Annotated in this window: 25 protein-coding genes; 22 read left to right on the forward strand and 3 right to left on the reverse strand. The window is 71.1% G+C overall.

Features of this window, described 5'->3' with window-relative positions:
- The first annotated feature begins 96 nt into the window (after nucleotides 1-96).
- From rsmD to ACIRSS_RS36770, 14 genes are all read left to right on the forward strand, one after another.
- Nucleotides 97-657 (forward strand): 16S rRNA (guanine(966)-N(2))-methyltransferase RsmD, encoded by a 561-nt coding sequence (rsmD, locus tag ACIRSS_RS36705; protein ID WP_400903431.1) that lies wholly within the window; start codon nucleotides 97-99, stop codon nucleotides 655-657.
- A 43-nt stretch (nucleotides 658-700) separates the two neighbouring features.
- Entirely contained in the window at nucleotides 701-1,186 is a 486-nt protein-coding gene (coaD, locus tag ACIRSS_RS36710; RefSeq protein ID WP_400903433.1) for a pantetheine-phosphate adenylyltransferase, read from the forward strand.
- A gap of 94 nt (nucleotides 1,187-1,280) precedes the next feature.
- Nucleotides 1,281-1,982, forward strand: a complete 702-nt coding sequence (locus ACIRSS_RS36715) for a ribonuclease domain-containing protein (RefSeq protein ID WP_400903435.1) — start codon at nucleotides 1,281-1,283, stop codon at nucleotides 1,980-1,982.
- A 67-nt stretch (nucleotides 1,983-2,049) separates the two neighbouring features.
- On the forward strand, nucleotides 2,050-2,559 hold the full coding sequence (locus tag ACIRSS_RS36720) for a SigE family RNA polymerase sigma factor (protein ID WP_400903437.1): 510 nt from the start codon (nucleotides 2,050-2,052) through the stop codon (nucleotides 2,557-2,559).
- Nucleotides 2,559-3,362: a hypothetical protein gene (locus tag ACIRSS_RS36725; protein WP_400903439.1), complete on the forward strand. Its 804-nt coding sequence runs from the start codon at nucleotides 2,559-2,561 to the stop codon at nucleotides 3,360-3,362. Before ACIRSS_RS36720 ends, ACIRSS_RS36725 begins: the two co-directional genes overlap by 1 nt.
- Before the next feature lie 114 nt (nucleotides 3,363-3,476).
- Nucleotides 3,477-4,205 (forward strand): DivIVA domain-containing protein, encoded by a 729-nt coding sequence (locus tag ACIRSS_RS36730; RefSeq protein WP_400903440.1) that lies wholly within the window; start codon nucleotides 3,477-3,479, stop codon nucleotides 4,203-4,205.
- A 454-nt stretch (nucleotides 4,206-4,659) separates the two neighbouring features.
- Complete coding sequence (locus ACIRSS_RS36735; protein WP_400903441.1) at nucleotides 4,660-5,247, forward strand: YceD family protein; 588 nt, start codon at nucleotides 4,660-4,662, stop codon at nucleotides 5,245-5,247.
- Nucleotides 5,248-5,336: 89 nt separating this feature from the next.
- Nucleotides 5,337-5,519, forward strand: coding sequence for a 50S ribosomal protein L32 (gene rpmF / locus ACIRSS_RS36740; RefSeq protein ID WP_003090635.1), 183 nt, complete (start codon nucleotides 5,337-5,339; stop codon nucleotides 5,517-5,519).
- Nucleotides 5,520-5,532: 13 nt separating this feature from the next.
- Nucleotides 5,533-6,282 (forward strand): ribonuclease III, encoded by a 750-nt coding sequence (gene rnc / locus ACIRSS_RS36745; RefSeq protein WP_400903443.1) that lies wholly within the window; start codon nucleotides 5,533-5,535, stop codon nucleotides 6,280-6,282.
- 89 nt (nucleotides 6,283-6,371) lie between these two features.
- A complete protein-coding gene (locus ACIRSS_RS36750; RefSeq protein WP_400903445.1) occupies nucleotides 6,372-7,727 on the forward strand; it encodes a chondroitinase-B domain-containing protein in 1,356 nt (451 codons plus the stop codon).
- A 44-nt stretch (nucleotides 7,728-7,771) separates the two neighbouring features.
- The gene (gene mutM, locus ACIRSS_RS36755) at nucleotides 7,772-8,641 is read left to right on the forward strand and encodes a bifunctional DNA-formamidopyrimidine glycosylase/DNA-(apurinic or apyrimidinic site) lyase (RefSeq protein WP_400903447.1); all 870 of its coding nucleotides are present in this window, start codon (nucleotides 7,772-7,774) and stop codon (nucleotides 8,639-8,641) included.
- A 58-nt stretch (nucleotides 8,642-8,699) separates the two neighbouring features.
- The gene (locus tag ACIRSS_RS36760) at nucleotides 8,700-9,134 is read left to right on the forward strand and encodes a helix-turn-helix domain-containing protein (protein ID WP_372670481.1); all 435 of its coding nucleotides are present in this window, start codon (nucleotides 8,700-8,702) and stop codon (nucleotides 9,132-9,134) included.
- A 272-nt stretch (nucleotides 9,135-9,406) separates the two neighbouring features.
- Nucleotides 9,407-9,970: a hypothetical protein gene (locus ACIRSS_RS36765; protein WP_400903448.1), complete on the forward strand. Its 564-nt coding sequence runs from the start codon at nucleotides 9,407-9,409 to the stop codon at nucleotides 9,968-9,970.
- Nucleotides 9,967-11,154, forward strand: coding sequence for an MAB_1171c family putative transporter (locus ACIRSS_RS36770; RefSeq protein ID WP_400903449.1), 1,188 nt, complete (start codon nucleotides 9,967-9,969; stop codon nucleotides 11,152-11,154). Before ACIRSS_RS36765 ends, ACIRSS_RS36770 begins: the two co-directional genes overlap by 4 nt.
- On the opposite strand, the gene ACIRSS_RS36775 is transcribed toward ACIRSS_RS36770, so the two are convergent.
- Entirely contained in the window at nucleotides 11,129-12,031 is a 903-nt protein-coding gene (locus tag ACIRSS_RS36775; protein WP_400903451.1) for an SMP-30/gluconolactonase/LRE family protein, read from the reverse strand. The two genes, ACIRSS_RS36770 and ACIRSS_RS36775, sit on opposite strands and share 26 nt — an antisense overlap.
- A 62-nt stretch (nucleotides 12,032-12,093) precedes the next feature.
- On the opposite strand from ACIRSS_RS36775, the gene ACIRSS_RS36780 reads away from it, so the two are divergent.
- The 4 genes from ACIRSS_RS36780 to ACIRSS_RS36795 all read left to right on the forward strand — a co-directional run bounded on the left by ACIRSS_RS36780 (nucleotide 12,094) and on the right by ACIRSS_RS36795 (nucleotide 15,255).
- Nucleotides 12,094-12,540 carry an Lrp/AsnC family transcriptional regulator gene (locus tag ACIRSS_RS36780; protein ID WP_400903453.1) on the forward strand — a complete coding sequence of 149 codons (447 nt, stop codon included), beginning with the start codon at nucleotides 12,094-12,096 and terminating at the stop codon, nucleotides 12,538-12,540.
- An 86-nt stretch (nucleotides 12,541-12,626) separates the two neighbouring features.
- On the forward strand, nucleotides 12,627-12,950 hold the full coding sequence (locus ACIRSS_RS36785) for a PadR family transcriptional regulator (RefSeq protein WP_400903454.1): 324 nt from the start codon (nucleotides 12,627-12,629) through the stop codon (nucleotides 12,948-12,950).
- On the forward strand, nucleotides 12,947-14,167 hold the full coding sequence (locus ACIRSS_RS36790; RefSeq protein WP_400903455.1) for a DUF1700 domain-containing protein: 1,221 nt from the start codon (nucleotides 12,947-12,949) through the stop codon (nucleotides 14,165-14,167). The genes ACIRSS_RS36785 and ACIRSS_RS36790 overlap by 4 nt, the downstream gene beginning before the upstream one ends.
- 104 nt (nucleotides 14,168-14,271) lie before the next feature.
- Nucleotides 14,272-15,255 (forward strand): alpha/beta fold hydrolase, encoded by a 984-nt coding sequence (locus ACIRSS_RS36795; RefSeq protein ID WP_400903457.1) that lies wholly within the window; start codon nucleotides 14,272-14,274, stop codon nucleotides 15,253-15,255.
- Between the two features lie 136 nt (nucleotides 15,256-15,391).
- Here the strand turns inward: ACIRSS_RS36795 and ACIRSS_RS36800 are convergent, their stop codons facing one another.
- Complete coding sequence (locus ACIRSS_RS36800; protein ID WP_400903458.1) at nucleotides 15,392-15,916, reverse strand: general stress protein; 525 nt, start codon at nucleotides 15,914-15,916, stop codon at nucleotides 15,392-15,394.
- 264 nt (nucleotides 15,917-16,180) lie between these two features.
- On the opposite strand from ACIRSS_RS36800, the gene ACIRSS_RS36805 reads away from it, so the two are divergent.
- The 4 genes from ACIRSS_RS36805 to ACIRSS_RS36820 are packed head-to-tail and all read left to right on the forward strand — an operon-like array spanning nucleotide 16,181 to nucleotide 20,349.
- Nucleotides 16,181-17,527, forward strand: a complete 1,347-nt coding sequence (locus ACIRSS_RS36805; RefSeq protein WP_400904026.1) for a glutamine synthetase family protein — start codon at nucleotides 16,181-16,183, stop codon at nucleotides 17,525-17,527.
- Complete coding sequence (locus ACIRSS_RS36810) at nucleotides 17,508-18,218, forward strand: gamma-glutamyl-gamma-aminobutyrate hydrolase family protein (protein WP_400903459.1); 711 nt, start codon at nucleotides 17,508-17,510, stop codon at nucleotides 18,216-18,218. Before ACIRSS_RS36805 ends, ACIRSS_RS36810 begins: the two co-directional genes overlap by 20 nt.
- Nucleotides 18,215-19,582 (forward strand): aldehyde dehydrogenase family protein, encoded by a 1,368-nt coding sequence (locus ACIRSS_RS36815; RefSeq protein WP_400903461.1) that lies wholly within the window; start codon nucleotides 18,215-18,217, stop codon nucleotides 19,580-19,582. Before ACIRSS_RS36810 ends, ACIRSS_RS36815 begins: the two co-directional genes overlap by 4 nt.
- The gene (locus tag ACIRSS_RS36820; RefSeq protein ID WP_103343553.1) at nucleotides 19,582-20,349 is read left to right on the forward strand and encodes a 3-oxoacyl-ACP reductase; all 768 of its coding nucleotides are present in this window, start codon (nucleotides 19,582-19,584) and stop codon (nucleotides 20,347-20,349) included. Before ACIRSS_RS36815 ends, ACIRSS_RS36820 begins: the two co-directional genes overlap by 1 nt.
- Here the strand turns inward: ACIRSS_RS36820 and ACIRSS_RS36825 are convergent.
- Nucleotides 20,346-20,543 carry a hypothetical protein gene (locus ACIRSS_RS36825; protein WP_400903463.1) on the reverse strand — a complete coding sequence of 66 codons (198 nt, stop codon included), beginning with the start codon at nucleotides 20,541-20,543 and terminating at the stop codon, nucleotides 20,346-20,348. The genes ACIRSS_RS36820 and ACIRSS_RS36825 overlap by 4 nt on opposite strands.
- Between the last annotated feature and the right edge of the window lie 52 nt (nucleotides 20,544-20,595).

Below are 20,595 nucleotides of genomic sequence, written 5' to 3' on the forward strand. Positions count from 1 at the left end.
CCTCCGAGGGCGAAGAACGACTCTACGCGTTGGCTCCGGCGGGCACACCGATGTCCCGGCCATCAGTGCTCCGTGTCATCCCCGCACAATCGGGGGGTGACCAGGATCGTGGCCGGGACGGCGGGCGGGCGGCGGCTGAAGGTGCCGCCGAAGGGCACCCGGCCGACGTCGGAGCGCGTGCGGGAAGCCCTGTTCAACGCCCTGGAGACGGCGGGCGAGGTGGCCGGAGCCCACGTCCTCGACCTCTACGCGGGCTCCGGCGCGCTCGGCCTCGAAGCGCTCTCCCGCGGCGCGGCGGACGCGCTGTTCGTGGAGGCCGACCGGCGCGCGGTGGAGGTCCTGCGCGGCAACGTCGCGGCACTCGGCCTGGGTGGCACCGTCCGGGCCGGGCAGGTCGAGGCGGTCGTCGGGGCGCCCGCGCCCTCTCCGTTCGACCTGGTGCTGGCGGACCCGCCGTACGCCGTCGACGCGGCCGCGCTGGGCAAGGTGCTGACGGCGCTGGCGGCGGGCGGCTGGCTGGGGCCGTCGGCGCTGGTGGTCATCGAACGCGCGGCCCGCGACGGCGCGCCGGCGTGGCCCGCGGGCTTCGAACCCACGCGTGAGAAGAAGTACGGCGACACGGCGGTCTTCTGGGCCGAATACACGCCTGTGGCGTGAGCCACGCGGCGGAAACCGGGTGCGGCACGGTAGCGTCCGCGCCATGCGGCGTGCGGTCTGTCCCGGTTCCTACGATCCGGCCACCAACGGCCACCTCGACATCATCGAACGGGCCAGCGTGCTGTTCGACGAGGTCGTCGTCGCGGTGGGGGTGAACAAGAGCAAGAAGGGCCTCTTCGAGGTCGAAGAGCGCCTGGACATGCTGCGCGAGATCACCTCGAAGCTGCCGAACGTGCGCGTCGACTCGTGGGAGGGCCTGCTGGTCGACTACTGCCGCGAGAACGACATCGCGGCGGTCGCCAAGGGCCTGCGCTCGGTCAGCGACTTCGACTACGAGCTGCAGATGGCCCAGATGAACCGCGAGCTGACCGGCGTCGAGACGCTGCTGATGGCGAACAACCCGGCGTACGGGTTCGTGTCCAGCTCACTGGTGAAGGAGGTCGCGGCCCTCGGCGGCGACATCGAGCACCTGGTCCCGGCGGTGGTCTACGAGCGGCTCTCGGAGAAGTTCCCGAAGCTCGGCCGCTGATCGGCCCCCTACGTTCGTCGGGACTTGCGGCCGCTGCCGCCCGAGTTCACGTTCTCGCCTTCTGGTGATCATCCGATCGAGTTACGGTCCGAAAATGACCAACAATCGATCACGCCTGGTCGCGGTCCTCTTCGCGCTCCTGGCCACGTTGTCCATGGGGGTCACCGCTGCCGAAGCGGTGACGAATTCACCCGCGGTCGCCGCGCAGAACGCGTGCGGCAACCTGTCCGGGTTCTCGCACACGACGCTCCCGGCCCTGCCCGCCGAGGCGACGACGACGTACAACCTGATCCAGAAGGGCGGCCCCTTCCCGTACCCGCAGAACGACGGCGTCGTCTTCGACAACCGCGAAGGCGTCCTCCCGTCCTGCGCGTCGGGTTACTACCACGAGTACACGGTGCCGACGCCCGGCTCGAGCAACCGCGGCACGCGCCGCATCGTGACCGGCGGCGGCGGCGAGTACTTCTACACCGGCGACCACTACGCGACGTTCAAGGTCATCGACATCTCCGGCGGCGGCACAACGCACGCCTGCGGCGACCTGTCGGGCCTGACCAAGATCGGCTACTCGCAGCTCTCGTCGGCCGCTCGCACGGTGGTCGACAACGTCCGCGGCGGAGCTTCCAGCAGCACGACGTACGAGAACCGCGAAGGCGTGCTCCCGGCCTGCGCGTCGGGCTACTACAAGCTCTTCACCGTCGGCACGAACGACCGCGTGATCTCCGGCAAGGCGGGCGAACTGGCCTACACGCCCGACCACTACGCCACCTTCAAGCGGATCGACCTGAATTCCTGAGCTCCCGTGCAACGCGCCGCGCTTCCCCGTCCGTGAGTACCGGGGGAACATCGGACGGGGAGGCGCGATGCGGGCTGGGGACGAGGCGGGGTTCCGGGAGTTCGCCAGGGAACGGGCGTTGCCGCTGCGGCGGACGGCGTTCCTCCTGTGCGGCGACTGGCACCTGGCCGAAGACCTGGTCCAGGTCGCGCTCATCAAGCTCCACCGGGTCTGGCCGAAGGTCGCCCGGACGGGGCCCGTCGACAACTACGCGAGACAGGTCCTGCTCCGCTGCTGGCTCGACGAGCGGCGACGACCCTGGCGGCGCAACGAGCGTCGCGACGGCGTCGTCCCCGAAGAGCCGCAGCCCGATGCCGCCGACGCCGGCATCTCCGGTGACCTGCTCCGCGCCCTCGCCGGGGTTCCGCCGAAGCAGCGCGCCGCCGTCGTGCTCCGCTACTGCGCCGACCTCCCGGTCGCCGAGGTCGCGAAGGCACTGCGCTGCTCCGAAGGAACCGTCCGGAGCCAGACCGCGCGCGGGCTCGAAGCCCTGCGCGCGGAGCTGAAGCGGCTCGAGGCCGCCGAGAGGAGCGTGTGATGACCGACCTGGAGACGCGGCTGCGCGAAGTGTCGTTCGCCGAGCCGCCCCTGGGGTTCGACCCCGACGACGTCGTGACGAAGGCGGCGAAGCGGCAGCGCACCCGCCGCGCGACCGTGGCGACCGTGGTCGTGACGCTGGGGATCGCCGGCGCCGCGGTGGTGGCGCTGCGGCCGTCGCCCCCGCCACCCGCGCCCCCGGCGACGACCTACCTGCCGCCCGAGATCGTCGTGAAGCCGCCGCAGCAGCCGCAGACCCCGCTGGAGCGGCGGAACCTGGCCCACCTGAAGGAAGTGCTGCCCGGCGTGATCCCCGGCGCGCGCAAGATCGTCATCGACAGCTTCTACAGCATGGGTGGCGAGCTGCACGCCGACGAGATGAGCACGAGCATCTCCTTCGTCGACCACGAGGGGAAGGGACACGCCTTCAACCTCGCGATCCTGGGGAAGCTCACGGTGACGCGGAACACGCTGCCGGTGTCGCAGGCGTGCCCGCCCGGCGGCCGGATGCGCTGCGACAAGATCTCCCGGCCGGACGGCAGCACGGTCGTGATCTCGGAAGTCTCCGGAGGGGGACTGCCGGGCGGGCCGCCGTCCACCACGGTGGCCGGGCGCGTGGCCGCCCACTACCGCGTCGACGGGACCTCCGTCGACGTCAGCGACCTCGGGCGGGTCCCCCCGATGACGGCGGCCGAGCTGGGCATCCCCGCTCCGCCGATCGACGCCCCCGCCGGGGACGGGCTCGTGCTCGACGACCGGCAGCTGATCGCGCTCGTCACCGATCCGGGCTTCGTCGCCCAGTAGGGGGACGCCGGCACCGGGTGTGGTCCGGGGGGACACGCCCGGTGCCGGTGGCGTTCACCGGTTCCGCGCGGAAAACGGGCAGACTGATCTCAGCGACAGGGGATTGGAGTTGCCGTGTACCGGGTTTTCGAGGCGCTCGACGAGCTCGTCACCATCGTCGAGGAGGCGCGCGGCGTCCCGATGACGTCCAGCTGCGTGGTGCCCCGCGGCGACGTGCTCGAACTCCTCGACGACGTCCGCGACGCGCTGCCCGCGGAGGTCGACGACGCCCAAGACGTCCTCGACAAGCGCGACGACCTGATCCACGCCGCCCGCAAGGAGGCGGGGGAGACGGTCGCGGGGGCGAACGCCGAGGCCGAGCGCGCGATCGCGGAGGCGACGGACGAGGCGGAGCGCATCCTGGCCGACGCGCGGGCGCGGGCCGAGCAGATGCTCGCCGACGCGCACGACCAGGCCGACCGCACGGTGGCGGCGGGTCAGGCGGAGTACCAGAACCTCACGGACCGCTCCCGGGCGGAGTCCGAGCGCATGATCCAGGCCGGCCGCGACGCGTACGACCGGGCGATCGAAGACGGCCGCGCCGAGCAGGGCCGGCTGGTCGCGCAGACGGAGGTCGTCCAGGCGGCGCACGCGGAGTCGGCGCGCATCGTCGACGAGGCGCACGCGGAGGCCGACCGCCAGCGGGCGGACTGCGACGCGTACGTGGACGGGAAGCTGGCGGAGTTCTCGGAGCTGCTGGCGACGACGCTGCGCACGGTCGACTCGGGGCGCAACCACTTGAGGTCGCCGGCGAACCTGCCTGGTTCGGGCGGCCGCCCGACGCTGTACGACTACCAGGTGTGACGCGAATCTCGTCTTGAGCGGGGGTTGTCCCCAGGCCGGGCCGGTTGTGGACAACCGGCCCGCGGCGGCGGCTTTCCCGGCGTTCCGTCGGGCAGCGCCGATAGACTGGACCGGGGAACGCCCCCCTGGGAGTGGCGGGGGTCGCCCCGCCTCCGGACTCCGCGCCGCCCGAGGGCGGGAAAGAGCCGTCCACCGCGTGCGGTGAGGTGGCGGAGCCGTTCACGCCACCTGGGCCGTGCCGTGTTCGGTCGTCGCTGCCCAGCCGGGTTCGAGCGTCGCGAATGTCGCATTCGGGGCTTCGGAGGTCCCGGATGGCCCGTTCGCGGCCTTCTGCGGGGTGCTCGCCCATGCCGGCCCATCGCCGGGTCCTCGCTGCCCGGCGGCGGGAAAGAGCCGGGCCACCCCCGAGGGTCCAGCTCGAAAGAGGTGGCACCCGGTGCGTACTCTGGACTGGATGTCCGAGAACAAGACCCCCCAGCTCGACGACCGCAGCCCGTGGGTGATCGACACCCGTGAGCTCGGCCGTCACGCCGGTCTCAGCCGCGCCCTCACGCGCAGCGTGCCGGTGGAGACGCCGCTCGGCGTCCCCGATGTCATCACCATCGAAGCCGGCTCCGAGCTGGAACTCGACCTGCTGCTCGAGTCCGTCGTCGAAGGCGTCCTCGTCAGCGGCACCGCCAAGGCGATCGCGAAGGGCGCCTGCGCCCGGTGCCTCGACCCCATCACCGAAGAGGTCGAGGTCGAGGTCCAGGAGCTGTTCGCCTACCCGGGGTCGGCCACCGAGGAGACCACGGACGAGGACGAGATCCCCCGGCTGGTCGACGACCGGATCGACCTCGAGCCCACCGTGCGCGACGCGATCGTGCTGGCCCTCCCGCTGGCGCCGCTGTGCACCGAAGACTGCGCCGGGCTCTGCATCGACTGCGGCGTCAAGTGGGCCGATCTCGAGCCCGGACACGGGCATGAGAAGATAGACCCTCGGTGGGCCGCACTGGTCGAGCGTTTCGACGAGAACGCGGGCGAAAAGCCTGGGCCCAGCTGAAGAAGCAAACCTGACGAGCGCCCCAGCTCGATCCGGTGAGAAAGTTCGCTCGCACGACCGCGAGCAGACCGTCTTAAGGAGATCTACTCGTGGCCGTCCCGAAGCGGAAGATGTCGCGATCCAACACGCGCTCCCGCCGCAGCCAGTGGAAGGCGGCTCCGGTGCAGCTGGTGCCCTGCTCCAACCGCGCCTGCAAGCAGCCGAAGCTCCAGCACGTCGCGTGCCCGTCGTGCGGCCAGCACAACGGCCGCCAGGTCGTCGAGCCCGCCTGATCGGGTAGCCGACATGGGGGGCAAGACGCCCGGGGGACCACCCGCCGATCCGGCGCCGTTGCTCGAAGCGCTCGGGGTCACACTCGACCCCGAGCTGCTCCGGCTGTCGCTGACCCACCGTTCGTACGCGTACGAAAACGGGGGTCTGCCGCCGAACGAGCGGCTCGAGTTCCTCGGTGACGCGGTGCTCGGCCTGGTCGTCACCGACCACCTCTACACCACGCACCCCGACCTGCCCGAAGGTCAGCTCGCGAAGCTCCGCGCCAGCGTCGTCAACATGCACGCGCTGGCGCGGGTCGCCCGCGGGCTGGGCGAGGGCGGGCTCGGGGCGCACCTGCTGCTCGGCAAGGGCGAAGAGCTCACCGGCGGCCGGGACAAGGCGAGCATCCTCGCGGACGGCCTCGAAGCCGTCATCGGTGCCGTCTACCTCGAGCACGGCATCGAGATCGCGCGCAAGCTCGTGCACCACCTCTTCGACGGCCTGCTCGCCGAAGCGCCGCTGCGCGGTGCCGGGCTCGACTGGAAGACGAGCCTGCAGGAGCTGACGGCGTCGGCCGGTCTCGGCGTGCCCGAGTACAAGGTCGAGGACACCGGGCCGGACCACCGCAAGGAGTTCACGGCCACGGTGCTCGTCGCCGGCCGTCCCCTCGGGCACGGCACCGGCTCGACGAAGAAGGAAGCCGAGCAGAAGGCCGCCGAGACGGCGTGGCGCTCGCTGTCCGCCGAACTCGAGGCCGAGAAGAAGGACGACACGGAGTCCTGATCACCGGGAACCTCCGTTGACGATTTCCCGAACCGCTCAGTAGCGTGTGGCGATCCGCCGCGCTCGTACCTGACTGAGAGGTTGGCGGAATGCGTCTGTTCTTCGTTCCCTTGATCGCGGCGGCGCTGCTCGTCGTGCCCGGACCGGCGGCTTCGGCCGCGCAGGTCCGCGTCACGTCGCTTTCGGCGCTGCAGTCCGCGATGGACATGGCGAACCCCGGCGACACGATCGTGCTCGCCGACGGCTCCTACTCCGCGGGCTCGACGCTGTCGATCAAGCGGTCCGGCACGTCCGCCGCGCCGGTGACCGTCGCCGCCGAGCACACCGGCCAGGCGACGATCACCGGCTCGAAGACGTTCGCCTTCGCGAGCGGCGTCTCGAACGTCGTGCTGCGCGGGTTCAAGTTCCGGGGCAGCGCCAAGCTGAGCGTCCCGGCCGGCGCCTCGAACAACCGCCTGACCCGCAACGACTTCCAGCTCACCACCGACGGCAACTGGGTCACGGTCAGCGGCGACGACACCGTCGTCGACCGCAACGTCTTCCAGAACCGCACCAGCCAGGGCGTGTTCCTGCAGATCCTCGGGCCGTCCGGCGCGATGGCCAAGCGCGTCCACGTGCACCACAACTACTTCTACAACCACCAGTTCAGCGGTTCGAACGGTGGTGAGTCGATCAGGCTGGGCCTCAGCGACCACCAGTCGTACACGGCCAACGCGCTGATCGAGAACAACCTGTTCGAGAAGGCGGACGGCGACATCGAAGCGATCTCGGTCAAGTCGTCGGACAACGTGGTGCGCTACAACACGATCCGCGACAGCCGGGGCTACATCGTGCTGCGCCACGGCAACCGCAGCACCGTCGAAGGCAACTTGCTCTTCGGCTCGGGAATCCGGTTCCACGGCAACGACCACAAGATCGTCAACAACTACGTGGCGAACTCCGGCGGCCGCGCGATCGTGTTCGGTTCCGGCGACGAGGCCGACAGCGGGCCGACGAGCAAGCTGCACGACCGTCCGGACCGCGTCACGGTCGCGTACAACACCGTGCTGGGCAGCAGCAGCGTGATCGACGGCGACGGCGGCAACTTCAAGCCGAAGGACTGCGTGGTCGCGGACAACATCGTCAAGGGGACGTCGGGGACGCTCGTGACGCTGCCGAGCGGGTCGACGGTCAAGTACGAAGGCAACATCACGTCCGGCGGCACCGCGGGGATCCCGTCGCGGTCGGTGGATCCGAAGCTGGTCAAGGACGCGGCCGGGCTGTACCGGCTGGCTGCCGGCAGCCCGGCGATCGACGCGGGCGTGGGTTCGTACCCGTTCGCCGCGAAGGACTTCGATCTGCAAGCCCGCAGCGGTGCTTACGACGTCGGCGCGGACGAGTACTTCGCGTCGGGCACGACCCGCGTCCCGCTGACGAAGGCCGACGTCGGACCCACCGCGCCGTAGGTGTCTTTTCAAAAAGTGTCGGACCTCCCGGGCACAATGGCCGCATGCCCGAACTCCCCGAGGTCGAAGTCGTCCGCCTGGGCCTGCAGGCGCACGTCGCGGGCCGGACCATCCGCGAGGCGGAGGTCCTGCACCCGCGCGCCATCCGCCGGCACGCGCTGGGCGCGGAGGACTTCACGAAGCGGCTGGCCGGCACCCGCGTCGAAGCGGCGCGGCGCCGCGGCAAGTACCTGTGGCTGGAACTGTCCGACAAGGAGGCGCTGCTGGCGCACCTCGGGATGAGCGGGCAGATGCTCGTCCAGCCCGAGGGCGCGCCGGACGAGAAGCACCTGCGCGTCCGGCTGCGCTTCGCGGACGACGGCCCGGAGCTGCGGTTCGTCGACCAGCGGACGTTCGGCGGCTTGGCGCTCGACGACCTCAGTGACATCGGCAGCGACGTGCTGCTCCCGGACACGATCGCGCACATCGCCCGCGACCCGATGGACCCGGCGTTCGACCTCGACGCCGCGGTCCGCGCGCTTCGGTCGCGGCGCACGGAGGTCAAGCGCGCGCTGCTGGACCAGACGCTGGTGTCGGGCATCGGCAACATCTACGCGGACGAGGCGTTGTGGCGCGCCCGCCTGCACTGGGCCAGGCCGACCGAGAAGCTGACGCTCGCGAAGGGGCGCGAGCTGCTGTCGGCGGCGTCGGACGTGATGAACGCGGCCCTGGGCGCGGGCGGCACGTCGTTCGACGCGTTGTACGTGAACGTCAACGGGCAATCGGGGTACTTCGACCGTTCGCTGGACGCGTACGGCCAGGAAGGCATGCCCTGCCACCGCTGCGGCACGGCGATCCGGCGGGAGCCGTTCATGAACCGGTCGTCGTTCTCCTGCCCGCGGTGCCAACCCCGGCCGCGCGCCAACTTGCGTTGATAAATGGTGTTCAGCTTTCAGCTAGGATGAATGTGCCTGGCAGCTGAGGGAGTGCATCGTGGTCAAGGAGCCCGGAAAGTCGACGCTGGCCGACAAGATCGACCGGCTGTTCCACGTGGTCCGCAGGCCCGATCGGGAGCCGTACAGCAACGAAGAGGTCGCGAAGGCGTGCCGCGAGGCAACGGGCGAGAGCTTCTCGACGACGTACTTGTGGCAGCTGCGCACGGGCCGCCGCGACAACCCGACGAAGCGGCACTTGGAGGCACTGGCCCAGTTCTTCGGAGTCCCTCCGGCATACTTCTTCGACGACGAGCAGAGCACGAAGATCGCGGAAGAGCTGGCGCTGCTGGGAGCGCTGCGCGACGCGGGGGTCCGGGACCTGGCACTGCGAGCGGTGACGCTGTCCTCGGACGGCTTGGACACGATCAGCGACATGATCGACGCGATCGCCCGAAGGGAGGCGGGTCGCGGCGCACCGAAGAGGGAGGGCTGAGGTGGCGGCTCCGCTGGCTGCCGGCCCGAGCCGGGAGCCGAGGGTGGTGGCGGCCGAACGGCCGGGCGCTCGGGTGGGTTGCCGGTCGGGTGTGGCCGCGGGCCGCTGGGCGAGCGCGGATTTCCGTCACCGGCTCGGCGTTCCCGTCGGCCGTTGGCCGGGCGCCGCCCCGAAATCCGCGTTGGCGATCTTCTTCCCCTCGCGTATCCCCGTCGCTGCCCCGGCGTTGAACCGGCCGAGGCCGTGGGGGCGCGGCATGAGGGAGGGCTGACGTGGCGCAACCATCGCGGCGCGCGGGGCGGGCTCTGTGGAAGCGGGCGCGGGAAGTCGCCGACTCCGTCACCCTGCCCGAACCCTTCGATGCCGAGACCTTCGTCGCGAGCCTCGCCGCGACGCGGAAGCGGCCCATCGAGCTCATGCCCGTCAGCGCCCCCGAAGGCGCTCCCTGCGGGCTGCTCATGAGCACCGAACGCGCCGACTACATCCTCTACCCGACCAACACCACCGCCCTGCACCGGCGGCACATCCTGCTCCACGAGGTCGGCCACCTGCTCTGCGGCCACACCGGCGCCGACGGTGGCGCGGACGGCGTCGCCATCGACGCCGCCGCCGGGCGGCAGCTCATGCCGAACCTCTCGCCCGAACTCGTCCGGCGTGTGCTCGGCCGCACCACCTACACCGAGGTCGAAGAGCGCGAAGCCGAGCTCGTCGCGAGCCTGCTCGCCCAACGCGCCGTGCGCCCCGAAGAGCCGCGCGAGCTCGCGCCCGACGTCCCGGACGGCCTGCGGCGCTTCGACTCCCTCTTCGGCGGCCGGTCCCGCCGCCGGACGCCGTGATCGAGACCCTGGCCTACCACCTCTGCGTGGTGGGGTTCGCCGGGTTCGGGTACAAGCTCGTCGAGGCGCGCCGCAGCCAGCCGGTGCGCACCATGTGGCTCCTCGCCGGCTTCGGCATCTGCATCGCCACCGGCATCCTCGTGCTGACCCCCGCGATGGCCGCCCTCGCCGGGCCCGGCCCGGTCACCGAATGGGTGCTGAGCCTGGCCGGCGACGAGCTCAAGCTGGGCGCGATCGGGTTCGCTGTCGCGTTCACGCAGTCGGTGTGGCGCGGTGAAGGCGCCCGGCTCGCGCCGCACGCGCTGTTCACCGGCGCGACCATGGTGCTGCTCGCGGTCTGCTTCACCCTCTCGAAGCCGCGACGCGTCGGTGACGACACGGTCTTCTCGTCCGCGGACCTGCCGTTCGCCCTCGCCGACAAGATCCTCTTCCTCGGCTACAGCCTGATCAGCCTCGGCCTGCTGATCGCGGTGTTCGCCCGCAGCGCGTGGCACGCCGAGCCGGGACCGCTGCGCACCGGGCTCTGGCTGCTGGTGGTCGGCGTGGTGGCCGCGTTCGCGTGGACGTTCTGGGACGTCGACGACGTCCGCCGGCTCGCCGAGACCGCGCGGATCGGCGCGCGCGAAGACCTGCCGTCGTCGGTGCTCGCCGCGACGACGATCGGGTTCGTCACCGCGGGCGCGACGCTCTCCGCGTGGTCGCCCGCGGTGTCGTCGGTGCTCGGCCGGGTGCGGGCGTACCGCGCGTACCGCCGCATCGAGCCACTGTGGACGGCGTTGCGCGCGGCCGTGCCGGGCATCGCGCTCGACCCGGGCCGCGGGCTGGCGGGCGGCGCCGAATTCGCGTTGTACCGCAGGGTGATCGAGATCCGCGACGGCCACCTGGCGCTCCGCGCGCACTTCGACCCGGACCTCCCGGCCCGCGTGGAGACGGCGGCCCGCCGCGCGGGCGTCCGCGACGCCGACCTGGCGCCGACGGTCGAAGCGGTGGTCCTGGCCGCCGCGATCGAGGCGGGCCGCGAGGGACGCCGCTTCGAGCCGGCGCGCGGCGAGCCGGGCGATCTGGCGGAAGCCGACGCGGACGTCGAGGCCGAAGCGGCGTGGCTGGTCCGGGTGAGCCGGGCTTGGCAGCGCGGCGCGGTGGTGGACCGGGTGCGGGCTAGCGCGGGTAGCGCGCCCCGTTGACCGTCACCCGCAGCGTGTAGACCGAGCTCGACGCCGTGATGAACAGCTCGTTCCCCCTCGCCCCGCCGAACGTGAAGTTGGAGCAGATCTCCGGCACCCGCAGCTTGCCGATCAGCGTCCCGTCCGTGGCGAAGCAGTGCAAGCCGTCGTGGGCCGCAGCCCAGACCTGGCCTTCGCTGTCCACGCGGACGCCGTCGAACACGCCGTTGTCGCACGTCCCGAAGATCTCGCCGCCGGACAGCTCGCCTCCGGAACCCACGCCGAACACCCGGATGTGGCTCGGCTGCTGCCGGGTGTCCACTATGTACAGCAGCGACTCGTCGGCCGAGAACGCCAGCCCGTTCGGCCGCGAAAAGTCGTCGGCGACGATCCGCACCGCACCCGACGGGTCGATGCGGTACACGTGGCACGCGCCGATCTCGCTCTCCGCCTTGTACCCCTCGTAGTCGCTGTCGATGCCGTAGCTCGGGTCGGTGAACCAGACGGACCCGTCGGAGTGCTCGACGACGTCGTTCGGGCTGTTGAACCGCTTGCCCTCGAACTCGGCGGCCAGCACGGTGATCGAGCCGTCGTGCTCGGTCCGCGTGACGCGGCGAGTGCCCTGCTCGCAGCTGATCAGCCGTCCGTGGCGGTCGACGGTGTGCCCGTTCGAGTACTGCGACGGCTGCCGGAAGACCCCGACCTGCCCGGTCGTCTCGTCCCAGCGCAGCGTGCGGTCGTTCGGGATGTCGCTGAAGACGAGGTAGCGCCCGGCCGGGAAGTACGCCGGCCCCTCGGTCCAGCGGCAGCCGGTGTGCAGGCGCTGCATCCACTCGTCACCGTTGACGCGCGCGAAGCGCTCGTCGAGCACCTCGAAGTCGGTCTTGACCAGATCCATCCGCTCACCCCTAATGAGATTCTGTGACAAGCATGTATTGCCGAACCTGATATGGTCAAGTAGTGGACGACGTGGATCGCATGCTGCTCGCCGAACTCCAGCAGGACGCGACGCAGGCCTACACCGTGCTCGGCAAGGCCGTCGGCCTTTCGGCTGGAGCGGCCCACGAGCGCGTCCGGAAGCTGCGCGAGCAGGGCGTGATCCGCCGGACCACCGTGGACGTCGACCCGGCCGCGGTCGGCCGCGGCGTCGCGGCGTACGTCCTGGTCGAGGCGAACGCCTGGATGGGGGACGAGCCGGTGCGCGCGGCTCTCGAGGCGCTGCCCGAAGTGGTCGAGGCGCACGTCATCGCCGGGCCGGCGGCCCTGCTGGTCAAGGTGCGCACGCCGACGACCGAGCAGCTCCAAGCCTCGCTGCGCCGGCTCTTCGCGATCGACGGCGTCACCGGTACGCAGACCGTCGTGGTCCTCGAATCCTTCTTCGAACGCCCGGTGGATCCCACCGCCTGACCGCACCCGGCACACCGACGGCACTCCGCCGTGCGCACTACTGCGCAATGCGTGGTACCTTTCCATGCGTAAGACTGGAGGGTGCAGTGGAGATCAGTCAGCTGCTCAAAGGGGTGCTCGATCTCGCCGTGCTCGCGGTGCTCCGCGAGGAAGACGGCTACGGGTACGACGTCCTGCGAAGACTCAGGAGCGCCGGCCTGGACGAGGTGGGGGACGCGTCGGTGTACGGGACGTTGCGCAGGCTCTACAAAGCCGGCCTGCTCACCTCGTACGTGGTGCCCAGCGAAGAGGGCCCGCACCGCAAGTACTACAGCCTGAACGAGCCGGGCCGCGAACGCCTCGCCGAGTCCGGCAAGACCTGGCAGAGCTTCGCATCGACGATGAACGTGCTTTTGGGAGAGGCAGCATGAGCGACAAGCCGACCGCCGTGCGGGTGTATCTGGCGCGGGTCCGCACCGCGCTCGCCGACCTGCCCGCGAGCGAGATCGAAGAAATCCTCGAAGACGTCCGCCCGCACCTGGCGGAGCTCGAAGCCGAGCTGGGGGAGGGCGCCCGCGTCGAGGCCCTGATCGAACGGCTCGGCACGCCCGAAAGCTACGCCGCCGAGCTGCGCGCGTCCGGCGGGTACCCGCCGGCGGCCGAAGGGGCGACGCAGGTGCTCACCACCGCGAAGGCGCCGAGCCTCGCGAAACCGCGGATCGCGTTCTGGGGCCTGGTGCTCTGCGCCGTGGCGCTCGCGCTGTTCGCGTTCGGCGCCGCCGTGCGGGTCGACCCCAGCGGGCTGCTGGGCGCCGTGCTCTTCCTGCCCGTGTTCGTCATCAGCCTCCTCCTGCTGCTGCGCGGCGGGGTCGAGCCGGTGCTGGCGCTGCCGGAGGTGGTGTGGTTGCGGCAGGCCCTCGCCAAGGGGCGCGAGCAGGAGGACTCCGGGAAGGCGATGAGCTACCTCGCGTCGCTCAAGCCGGCGTGGTGGATCCTGTGCGCCGTCGTGCTGATCGCCTTCGGGCTGTTGCTGATGCTGCGGTCCCGCAGCGCGGTGCTGCTGCTGCCGTTCCTGCTGCTCGCGGGTGTCGCGGCGGTGTGGGCGGGTCCGCGCGTGCGCGGTGACCGGCGGCTGCTGTGGCTGGCCGTGCCGATCTCGGCGTTCGTCATCGGCGGCATCCTGGGCGGTTTCGGCGCGGCTGTCGACCTGATCTCGCACGGGCGCTCCTACACGAGCTCGCCGTCGTACTACCCGTCGTCCGACCGGTACGGCAACGAGCAGCTGACCTACGGCGGCGCCGAGGTCGAGAACGTCTACGCCTTCGACGCCGACGGCAAGCCGCTGACCGAGGTCTACCTCTACGACGAACAGGGCCGGCCGCTCACGCTGACCCGCTACGGCTGCGAGCGCTCGAGCGGGACCAAGGAGAAGATCGGGGCGGACAACCGGTTCCCGCGGCCGAAGATCGAGCAGGGCGTCACCGACGACCAGGGCAACTACAACGGCTACAACGGGTACCGCTCGGCCTGCCGCGAGGACGCGGGCGTGCCGTTCAGCGCGGCGATCCCCAAGGTGACGGTCCCGCCTTCCCCGTCCAGCGCACCGACGTCTTCGTCCGCACCGGCCACGCCGACGCCGACGAAGTAACGGGGGAACGAACGCCGGGAGCCGGGTCGGGGCCGCTCCCGGCGTTCACCCGATGCCAACGTGCCCGAAACGTCCCGCGAACGCGGACGTGCTGAGCTGGACCGGTGCCACTCACGGAGGTCGGGGCGGACACCTTCGCCCCGCGCACACGGGTCGTCCACGGGTACGAGCGCGCCTACCGGATCGCCGGGAGCGGACCCGCTCTGCTGTTCCTGCACGGCATCGGCGACGACTCGGCGACCTGGCTGGACCTGCTCGCCTCGCTGTCGGCCGACCACACGGTGATCGCGCCCGACCTGCTCGGCCACGGCGCCTCGGCCAAGCCGCGCGCCGACTACTCCGTCGCCGCCTACGCCTGCGGCATGCGCGACCTGCTGACCACGCTCGACGTCGACCGGGTGACGGTCGTCGGGCACTCGCTCGGCGGCGGGGTCGCGATGCAGTTCGCCTACCAGTTCCCGGAACGCTGCGAACGCCTCGTCCTGGTCGGCTCGGGCGGGGTCGGGGCGAGCGTGCACCCGCTGCTGCGGCTGGCCGCCGCGCCGGGCGCGGGACTGGTGCTGCCGCTGCTGGGCAGCCGGCCGGTGCTGCCGGTGCTGCGCGGGTTCGCCGAGCTGCTGCGGGTGTCGGAGGGCCTGGGGCTCGGCCCGGACCTCGACTACGTGCTGACCCGCTACGTCCGCCTGCTCGAGCCGAGCACGCGCTCGGCGTTCCTGCGCACGCTGCGCTCGGTCGTCGACTGGCGCGGCCAGGTCGTCAACATGCTGGACCGCTGCTACCTGACCGAGGGGATCCCGACGCTGCTGGTGTGGGGCACGGAGGACCGGGTGGTGCCGAGCGGCCACGCGCGGCGCGCGCACCGGGCGATGCCGGGCAGCAGGCTGGTGCTGTTCGAGGGAGCCGGGCACTTCCCGCACCGGTCCGACCCGGAGCGGTTCCTGCGGATCCTGCGCGAGTTCCTGGCGCAGACGCCGCCGGCCGAGTACGACCGGGCGCGCTGGGGTGAGCTGCTGCGCTCGGGCCGCCCGGCGGGGACCCCGGATCCGACGGGGACTCCGGACGCTCCCGCGGTGGCGTCGGGGAGCTGAGCAGCCCCCGTTTTCCACGCTACCGGCGGGCACCGACAGTTCCCGGGACCGCCGGCGGAGTTGTCCCCAGGCACGACGAAGGCCACCTCCCGGGGGAGGTGGCCTTCGCTCGTCAGTGCGTCAGTGCGTCAGTGCGTCAGTGGCCGAAGGCGCTGCGGGCCGCGAGGTCCGCCAGCAGGGCGCGGCCCTTCTCGGCGTTGCGCGGCTGCGACAGCACGTCGTACCGGCGGGCGACCAGCTGGCTCTGCGAGACGAACCCGCGCTTGTTGCGGTTCACGGCGTAGCCGAGCGCCCCGAAGAGCAGGTTGAAGCCGAGGCCGGCGACGAGGCCGAGCACGATCGGCACCAGCCCGGCACCCGGGTTCAGCAAGCTGAGGACCAGGCCGAGGAACAGACCGAACATGGCGCCGGACGTCGCCGCGCTGCCGAGGACCTTGCCCCAGGACAGCTTGCCGGCGATGCGCTCGACGAGCAGCGGCTCCACGCCCACGATCGTGACGTCGGTGACCGGGAAGTCCGCGCCCGCGAGGTGGTCGACCGCGCGCTGCGCCTGCTCGTAGGACTCGTAGGAACCGATCGGCCAGCCGGTGGGCAGGGTGGGCAGCTGCGGCCGCGCCTGCTGCTGTCCGATCGTGCTCTGCTGCGTGAATGCTGTGGTCATCGATCTCACCTCTCCTGCCCGGTTCAACGCCGGAGTACCCGGGATTCCTCCCGGTGAGGCGAATTCACAGACTCTTCTCAGCCGGGCAAACCGCACATACCGGTGGCGGGCGTCCGAGGCCCGCGGTACTAGTCTGACAGCCTCAGTCAATGGGTCAACAAAATACCTTTGTTCCGGTTGACCGCGCGGCTGCGACCGGGTAGGAAGAAGCCGCAAAGGATTCGCATCAAACCTTTGGGGCGGCTGATGGCACGCAGGCGAGGCATGCTCACGCTCGACGACCTCCGGGCGCGCGTGGACGCGGGCACGATCGACACGGTGCTCGTCGCGATCACGGACATGCAGGGCAGGCTCCAGGGCAAGCGCTGCTCGGCGGAGTACTTCCTGGACGAGGTCGTCGGCCACGCGACCGAGGCCTGCAACTACCTCCTGGCCGTGGACGTCGACATGAACACCGTCGACGGCTACGCGCTCTCGTCCTGGGACAGCGGCTACGGCGACTTCGTGCTGCGTCCCGATCTCGAGACCCTGCGCGAAATCCCGTGGCACGAAGGCACCGCGCTGGTCCTCGCCGACGTCGAGCGCGTCGAAGGCGGCCCCGTCCCGATGTCGCCGCGGCAGATCCTGCGCCGGCAGCTCGAGCGGCTCGCCGAGCGCGGGCTCGCCGCCTTCGTCGGCACCGAGCTCGAGTTCATCGTCTTCGACGACACCTACGAAGCCGCCTGGGACAAGCGCTACCACGGCCTCAAGCCCGCCAACCAGTACAACGTCGACTACTCGATGCTCGGCACCGCGCGCCTCGAGCCGCTGCTGCGCCGCATCCGCAACGACATGGCCGGCGCCGGGCTCTACCCCGAGTCCGCCAAGGGCGAGTGCAACCCGGGCCAGCAGGAGATCGCCTTCCGCTACACCGACGCGCTCTCCACCTGCGACAACCACAGCGTCTACAAGAACGGTGCCAAGGAGATCGCCGCGCAGGAGGGCAAGAGCCTCACCTTCATGGCGAAGTACAACGAGCGCGAAGGCAACTCCTGCCACATCCACATCAGCCTGCGCTCCACCGAGGGCCGCGCCGTCCTGGCCGGGGACCACGAGCACGGCTTCTCGACGCTGATGGAGCAGTTCCTCGCCGGCCAGCTGGCCGGGCTGCACGAGCTGACCTACTTCCTGGCGCCGAACGTCAACTCCTACAAGCGGTTCGTCCCCGGCAGCTTCGCCCCGACGGCGATCGCCTGGGGCACCGACAACCGGACGTGCGCGCTGCGCGTCGTCGGGCACGGCGAGTCGCTGCGCGTCGAAAACCGCGTGCCGGGCGGGGACGTCAACCCGTACCTCGCCGTCGCCGCGCTCATCGCCGCCGGCCTGCACGGCATCGAGAACGAGCTGGAGCTGGAAGAACCCTTCACCGGCAACGCCTACCACTCCGACCGCCGCACCGTGCCGACGACGCTGCCCGAGGCCGCCGCGGCCCTCGCGCAGAGCGCCCTGGCGCGCGAAGCCTTCGGCGACGACGTCGTCGACCACTACCTGAACGCGGCGAAGATCGAGATCGACGCCTACAACGCCGCCGTCACCGACTGGGAGCTGATCCGTGGCTTCGAGCGACTTTAAGCCCGTCATCGGCCTGACCAGCTACCTGGAACCCGCGAAGTTCCTGGTCTGGGAGACCGAAGCCGTGCTGCTGCACCGGGTCTACGTCGACTGCGTCGTCGCGGCCGGCGGCATCCCGGTGCTGCTCCCGCCGGTGTCCGACGCGTACGACCGGCTCGTGTCCACAGTGGACGGCCTGGTGCTCACCGGCGGCGCCGACGTCGAACCGGAGCGCTACGGCCAGGAGCCGCACCCCGCGACCTACACCCGGCCGGAGCGGGACGCGTTCGAGTTCGGCCTGTTCGCGGCGGCGCGGGCGGCGGGGAAGCCCGTGCTCGGCGTGTGCCGCGGCCTGCAGGTGATGAGCGTCGCGCTCGGCGGAACGCTGGTCCAGCACCTGCCGGAGGCGACGGAGTCCACCGAGCACCAGCCCGCGCCGGCGACGTTCGGCCGGGGGACCGTCACCCTGGCCGAAGGCAGCCGCGCGGCGGCGATCCTGGGGTCCGAGACCAAGACGCTCTGCTACCACCACCAGGCCGTCGACCGGCTCGGCGCCGGCCTGGAACCGGTCGGCTGGGCCGCCGACGGCACCATCGAAGCCGCCGAGGTGCCCGGTGAGTTCACCCTGGGCGTCCAGTGGCACCCCGAGCAGGACAGCGACGACGTGCGGCTCTTCGCGGCTCTCGTCGACGCGACCGAGGAGAGGCCATGACCAGCACGTTCGACGTCCTGAACCCCGCCACCGAGCAGGTGGTGCGGACGGTTCCGCTGACCAGCGCCGAGGAGACCGACGCGGCGATCGCCCGCGCGCGGGCGGCGTTCCCGGCGTGGCGCGACGTCACCCCCGGCGACCGCGCGCGGCTGCTGCGCCGCTTCGCCGACGCCGTCGAAGCCGACATCGAGCACCTCGCACGGCTGGAGGTCGAGAACTCCGGGCACACCATCGGCAACGCCCGCTGGGAGGCGGGCAACGTCCGTGACGTCCTCAACTACTACTCCGCGGCGCCGGAACGCCTGATCGGCAAGCAGATCCCGGTGCCGGGCGGGGTCAACGTCACGTTCCAGGAGCCCCTGGGCGTGGTCGGCGTGATCGTGCCGTGGAACTTCCCGATGCCGATCGCCGGCTGGGGGTTCGCGCCCGCGCTCGCCGCCGGCAACACCGTCGTCCTCAAGCCCGCCGAGCTGACGCCGCTGACCGCGATCCGGCTGGCCGAGCTGGCGCGCGAGGCGGGCATCCCGGAGGACGTCTTCCAGGTGCTGCCCGGCAAGGGATCCGTGGTCGGCCAACGGTTCGTGGACCACCCGGACGTGCGCAAGGTCGTCTTCACCGGCTCGACCGAGGTCGGCAAGGAGATCATGGCGGGCTGCGCGGCGCAGGTGAAGCGCGTGACGCTGGAGCTGGGCGGCAAGAACGCGAACATCGTCTTCGCCGACTCCGACCTGGAGAAAGCCGCGGCGACCGCGCCCTACGGCGTCTTCGACAACGCGGGCCAGGACTGCTGCGCGCGGTCGCTGATCCTGGTGCAGGCGAGCGCGTATGACCGCTTCATGGAACTGCTCGAGCCCGCGGTGCACGGCGTCGTCGTCGGCGACCCCGGCGACGAGAAGACCGAGATGGGGCCGCTGATCTCGGCTTCGCACCGGGAAAAGGTGGCGTCGTACGTGCCGGACGACGCGCCCGTCGCGTTCCGCGGCAGTGCTCCCACGGGCCCCGGCTACTGGTTCCCGCCGACCGTCCTCACCCCGCCCGACCTGCGGCACCCCGCCGTGGCGGAGGAGGTGTTCGGCCCGGTCGTCGCCGTAGTGCCGTTCGCGGAGGAGGCCGACGCGGTCCGGATGGCCAACGCGACCGAGTACGGCCTGTCCGGGTCGATCTGGACCCGCGACGCCGGCCGCGCGTTCCGCGTGGCGCGCGGCGTCGAAGCCGGCAACCTGTCGGTGAACTCGCACTCTTCGGTGCGCTACTGGACGCCGTTCGGCGGCTTCAAGCAGTCCGGCCTCGGCCGCGAGCTGGGCCCCGACGCCGCGGCGGCGTTCACCGAAACCAAGAACGTCTTTCTCAGCACGGAGGAGTAATGGTCCAGCGTTTCGAAGGCCGCGTCGCGGTGATCACCGGCGGCGCGAGCGGCATCGGGCTCGCCTCGGCCCGCCGCCTGGCGAGCGAAGGCGCGAAGGTCGTCATCGGCGACCTGACGCCGGATTCGGGCAAAGCCGCGGCCGACGAGATCGGCGGCGCGTTCATCCAGACCGACGTGACCGACGCCGAGCAGGTCGAGAACCTGTTCCACAGCACGGTCGAGCAGTTCGGCTCGGTCGACGTCGCGTTCAACAACGCGGGGATCTCACCGCCCGAGGACGACTCCATCCTGACCACCGGCATCGAGGCGTGGGAGCGGGTGCAGCGGGTCAACCTGACGTCGGTGTACCACTGCTGCAAGGCCGTGCTGCCGCACATGCAGCGCCAGGGCAAGGGTTCCATCATCAACACGGCGTCGTTCGTGGCGGTGATGGGCGCGGCGACGTCGCAGATCTCCTACACCGCATCGAAGGGCGGCGTGCTGGCGATGAGCCGCGAGCTGGGCGTGCAGTTCGCGCGGGAGAACATCCGCGTCAACGCGCTGTGCCCGGGGCCGGTGAACACGCCGCTGCTGAAGGAGCTGTTCGCGAAGGACCCGGAACGCGCGGCGCGGCGGCTGGTGCACGTGCCGGTCGGCCGGTTCGCCGAGCCGGAGGAGATCGCGGCGGCGGTGGCGTTCCTGGCCAGCGACGACGCCAGCTTCATCACGGCCTCCCAGTTCCTGGTCGACGGCGGCATCTCCGGCGCGTACGTCACCCCGATCTAACGGCGCGTCGGTTTCTTGACGCCGTAGACCTCCCGGAGGTAGGTCCAGGCGGCGTTGAGCTTCTTGCGCTCTTCGGAAACGAGCCGTTCGCGGCGCCGCAGCACGCGGACGGCGATTTCGGAGGCGAGGAAGGCACCGGCGGCGAAGGTGAGCACGCCGACGATGAGCGTGAGGGCGATGATGGTGGTGGTCATGCTCACAGCGTCGGGCGCGGGTGGGCGATTCGTCCCTGCGCAAAGCTAGCGG

Origin of the sequence: Amycolatopsis sp. NPDC101161 (genome assembly GCF_044768185.1) — a bacterium.
GTDB lineage: Bacteria > Actinomycetota > Actinomycetes > Mycobacteriales > Pseudonocardiaceae > Amycolatopsis.